Here is a 5,285-nt window from a genome sequence, read left to right on the forward strand (position 1 = left end):
ACTCCATCGGCGAGGTCGTGGCCGCGCATGTGGCGGGTGTGCTGTCGCTGGAGGACGCGGCGGCGCTGGTGGCGGCGCGGGGCCGGCTGATGCAGACCCTGCCCACGGGCGGCGCGATGGTCGCCGTGGCCGCCAGCGAAGCCGAGATCACTGAACACCTCGGCGAGGGCGTGGACTTGGCGGCGGTGAACGCGCCCGGTTCGGTCGTCCTGTCCGGCGACGAGACGGCCGTGCTGGCGGTGGCGGAGAAGCTGCGCGAGCAGGGCCGCCGGGTCAAGCGGCTCACCGTCTCCCACGCCTTCCACTCGGCACTCATGGAGCCGATGCTCACGGACTTCGCCTCAGCCCTGGACGGGCTGACGTGGAACGAGCCCGTCATCCCCGTCGTATCAAATGTCACCGGTAAGACCGCCGAGCCGGGTCAGTTGACGGATCCGGCGTACTGGGTGGACCACGTCCGCCGCCCGGTCCGCTTCGCCGACGGGATCGCCGCCTCCGGCGGCTCGGTGTTCCTGGAACTCGGCCCGGGCGGTGCGCTGACCGGTGCGATCACGGAATCGGCGGACGCGGTCAGCGTCCCGGCCCTGCGTGACGAGCGCGGCGAGGCCCAGACCCTCCTCGCGGCCGTGGCCCACCTCTTCGTCCGCGGCTCGAAGGTGAACTGGGCGGCTGTGCTGCCCGAGGGCGCCACCGAAGGTCACGTGGACCTGCCGACGTACGCCTTCGACCACCGTCACTACTGGCTGCAGGCGGTCCCCGCCACCGACGCCGTCGCCCTCGGGCAGACCACGGCGGACCACCCGCTGCTGGGTGCGGTGGTGGAGGTGCCGGAGACCGGCGGTGTGCTGTGCACGTCCCGGCTGTCGCTGCGCACGCACCCCTGGCTGGCGGACCACGCGGTCGGGGGAGTGGTGCTCGTGCCCGGCACCGGGCTCATCGAGCTGGCCGTGCGGGCCGGGGACGAGGTCGGCTGCGGGACCGTGGACGAACTCGTCATCGAGGCGCCGCTGGTCGTCCCGGAGCAGGGCGGCGTACGCGTCCAGGTCGCCGTGGGCGGGCCGGACGACGAGGGGCTGCGGACGGTGGCGGTGTACTCCGCCCGGGAGGACGCGGCCGGTGACATCGGCGGCGCGGCCTGGACCCGGCACGCCACCGGCACCCTCACGCCGGCGGTCCCCGCGGCCGGCGGCACCTTCGACTTCACCGCGTGGCCGCCACCCGGCGCCGAGCCGGTCGAGGTGGACGTCGACGCCTTCTACTCCGGGCTCATCGAGAAGGGCTACACCTACGGCCCGGTCTTCCAGGGGCTGCGGGCGGTATGGCGGCGCGGCGACGAGGTGTACGCCGAGGTCGCCCTGCCGGACGGGCAGCGCGAGGAGGCGGCCCGGTTCGGTATCCACCCGGCCCTGCTCGACGCGGCCCTGCACGCCAACGGATTCGTCACCCCGGCCGACGCCACCGCTCCCGGCGGCGCGCCGCGCACGGTCCTGCCGTTCGCCTGGAACCGGCTGGCACTGCACGCGGCGGGCGCCGCGGCGCTGCGGGTGCGGGTCGCGCCGTCCGGGCCCGACGCGGTGGCCGTGCACGCCGCCGACGAGACCGGCGCGCCGGTGCTGACGACCGAGTCCCTGGTGTTCCGCGCGGTCAGCGCCGAACAGCTGGAGGCCGCGGCCGGCGCGCCCGGCACGGACGCGCTGTTCCGCGTGGAGTGGACCGACCTCACCGTGCCCACCCGCACGGGCACCCCGGCACCGGCCTGGGCACGGATCGCCACCGCCGCCGACCTCGCCGGGGACAGCGTGCCGGAGCTGCTGGTCGTACCGGCCGACGGCTCAGACGACGCCCTGGAACGCACCGCCCGGGTCCTGGACGTCGTGCAGGCCTGGCTGGCCGACGAAAGGCTCGCGGACTCCCGGCTCGTCATCGTGACCCGGGGCGCGGTGCCCGCCGCCGGCGAGGACAACGCGACCGACCCGGCAGGGGCGGCCGTCTGGGGGCTCGTACGGGCCGCCCAGGCGGAGAACCCCGACCGGATCACGCTCATCGACACCGACGCGCCGTCGGAGGACGACGACTCCCTCACCGCCCTCCTCACCACCGCGGTGGCGGCCGGCGAACCGCAGCTCGCGCTGCACGGTACGACCGTCCGCGCCCCGCGCCTGGTACGGGCCGCCACCACCACCGAGGACCCCGGCTGGGACCCGGACGGCACCGTCCTCGTCACCGGCGGCACCGGTTCGCTGGGTGCCCTGCTGGCCCGGCACCTGGTCGAGCGGCACGGCGTCCGGCACCTGCTGCTGGCGAGCCGGCGCGGCCCGGACGCCGGTGGCGCACGGGACCTCGTCGCCGAGCTGACCGCGCTCGGCGCGACGACGGTACGGGTGGCCGCCTGCGACCTCGCCGACCGGGACGCGCTCGCCGCCCTGCTGGACTCCGTACCCGACGAGCACCCGCTGACCGCGGTCCTGCACACCGCGGGCGTCCTGGACGACGGGGTGATCGGCACGCTCGACCGCGAGCGGCTGGCCCACGTCTTCGCGCCGAAGGTGACGGCCGTGCGGCACCTGGACGAGCTGACCCGCACGCGGGACCTCACGACGTTCGCGGTGTTCTCCTCCGCCTCCGGGCTGTTCGGCTCGGCCGGGCAGGGCAACTACGCCGCCGCCAACGCCTGGCTGGACGCGGCGATGGCCCGGCGCCGGGCGGCCGGCCTGCCCGCGCTGTCCCTGGCCTGGGGACCCTGGGAGCAGACCACCGGGATGACCGCCGGCGCGGAAGCGGCGGCCCGCACCCGCGGCAACCGGCGCGGTGGCATCCTGCCGCTCACTCCGCAGGAGGGTTTGGCCCTCTTCGACGCGGCCCTGGCCGGCGACGACCCGCTGCTCGTCCCGGTCAAACTGGACCTCAGGGCCGTACGCGCCGAAGCGGCCACGGGGCCCGGAGTGCCGCCGCTGCTCCGCCAACTCGTCCGGGCCGGACGGCAGTCGGCGCGGGCCGCCGCCGGCGACGGCGGGGACGGCCTGCTGCGCCGGCTGGCCGGCCTCGACCGCGACCGGCAGGAGGCCCTGCTGCTGGACGTCGTCCGCGGCCACGTGGCCGGCGTGCTCGGGCACACCGGAGCGGACGGCGTCGGCGCCGAAACGGCGTTCAAGGACGCCGGGTTCGACTCCCTCACCTCGGTGGAGCTGCGCAACCGGCTGCGCGCCGCGACCGGCGTCAACCTCTCCGCCACCGTGGTCTTCGACTACCCCACACCGCTCGCCCTGGCCCGCCACCTGCACGGCGAACTCGCACCGGAGGGTGCGGCCGGGCAGCGGCCGGCGGCGGAGGCCGACGAGGAACGGCTGCGGCACGCGCTGATCAGCCTCCCGCTGGAGCGGTTCCGGGAGGCCGGCCTGCTGGACGCGCTGGTCGAACTGGCCGCCCTGGAACCCGGCGCACCCGCGTCCGGCGAACCGGACACCACCCCGGGGGCACTGGCCGACCTGGACGTCGACGACCTCGTACACCTCGCGCTCGGCGACAGCGAATCCCTCGAAGGCTGACGCGGCACACCACAGATTGGGGCAGGGACAGTGAGTGCTTCCTACGAGAAGCTTGTCGAGGCGCTGCGGAAGTCGCTGGAAGAGGTCGGCACGCTGAAGAAGCGGAACCAGCAGCTGCTGGCCGCCTCGCGCGAGCCGATCGCGATCGTCGGCATGGCCTGCCGGCTCCCCGGCGGCGTCGACACGCCCGAAGACCTCTGGGAGTTGGTCGCCGAGGGCCGGGACGGAGTGTCCGGCTTCCCCGGCGACCGCGGCTGGGACCTCGACACCCTGCTGGACGCCGATCCCGAGAAGACCGGCACCTCCTACGTCGACCAGGGCGGGTTCCTGCACGGCGCCGGCCGGTTCGACGCCGAGTTCTTCGGCATCTCCCCGCGCGAGGCGCTGGCGATGGACCCGCAGCAGCGGCTGCTGCTGGAAACCTCCTGGGAGGCGCTGGAGCGGGCCGGCATCGACCCGCTGACGCTGAAGGGCACCGACGTCGGCGTCTTCAACGGCATCATGGGCGTCGACTACTTCGCCGGCGGCAGCGTCCCGCCCGAACTGGAGGGCTTCACCGGAACGGGCGCCGCGTCCAGCGTCGCCTCCGGCCGCATCTCCTACGTCTTCGGCTTCGAGGGCCCCGCCGTCACCCTCGACACCGCCTGCTCCTCGTCCCTGGTCGCCATCCACCTCGCCGTGCAGGCCCTGCGGCGCGGTGAGTGCACGATGGCCCTGGCCGGCGGCGCCACCGTCATGGCGACCCCCGGCCTGTTCATCGACTTCTCCCGGCAGCGGGGCCTGGCCGCCGACGGCCGCTGCAAGGCCTACTCGTCGGCCGCCGACGGCACCGGCTGGGCCGAGGGCGCGGGTGTGGTCGTCCTGGAGCGGCTGTCGGAGGCGCGGCGCAAGGGCCACCGGGTGCTGGCCGTCGTGCGCGGCACAGCGGTCAACCAGGACGGCGCCTCCAACGGCCTGACCGCCCCCAACGGTCCCTCGCAGCAGCGCGTCATCCGCAAGGCCCTGGCCGCGGCCGGACTCACCCCGGCCGACGTGGACGCCGTGGAAGGCCACGGCACGGGCACGGTCCTCGGCGACCCGATCGAGGCCCAGGCCCTGCTGGCAACCTACGGCCAGGACCGCGAACAGCCGCTGTGGCTGGGCTCGTTGAAGTCCAACATCGGGCACACCCAGGCCGCCGCGGGCGTCGCCGGTGTCATCAAGATGATCCAGGCCATGCGACACGGCGTACTCCCGGCCACCCTGCACGTCGACGAACCGTCCCCCCGCGTCGACTGGGACGCGGGCGCCGTACGTCTGCTGACGGAGTCCCGCGAGTGGCCGGACGCGAACCGGCCGCGCCGCGCCGGCGTCTCCGGCTTCGGCGTCAGCGGCACCAACGCCCACGTCATCCTGGAACAGGCGCCCGACGAGCCCGGCACCGAGCCGGTGGCTCCCGCCGAGGGTCCGATACCGGTGGTGGTGTCGGCACGGAACGAGCCTGCCCTTGCCGGACAGGCGGAGCGGCTGGCGGAGTACCTCGCCGGCACCGATGCCCCGCTGGAGGCCGTTGCGGGGGCGCTGGTGTCCCGGCGGACGGTGCTGTCGGAGCGGGCCGTGGTCCTCGCCGAGAGCCGTGAAGAGGTGGTCTCCGGGCTGCGGGCGTTGGCCGCCGGGGAGACGGCTCCGTTCGTGGTCACGGGCTCGGGTGCCGACGGGAAGACGGTCGTCGTGTTCCCGGGGCAGGGGTCCCAGCGGGTC

2 protein-coding genes are annotated in these 5,285 nt (G+C 75.0%); both read left to right on the forward strand.

Features of this window, described 5'->3' with window-relative positions; all coding sequences use genetic code 11:
* The coding region (locus ABZ923_RS40855) for an SDR family NAD(P)-dependent oxidoreductase (protein WP_361483377.1) at positions 1-3,545 on the forward strand (3,545 nt) is incomplete at its 5' end.
* 30 nt (positions 3,546-3,575) lie between these two features.
* A partial coding sequence (locus ABZ923_RS40860; protein WP_361483380.1) for a type I polyketide synthase occupies positions 3,576-5,285 on the forward strand: 1,710 nt, incomplete at its 3' end.

The organism is Streptomyces sp. NPDC046881 (assembly GCF_040645015.1).
Taxonomy (GTDB): domain Bacteria; phylum Actinomycetota; class Actinomycetes; order Streptomycetales; family Streptomycetaceae; genus Streptomyces.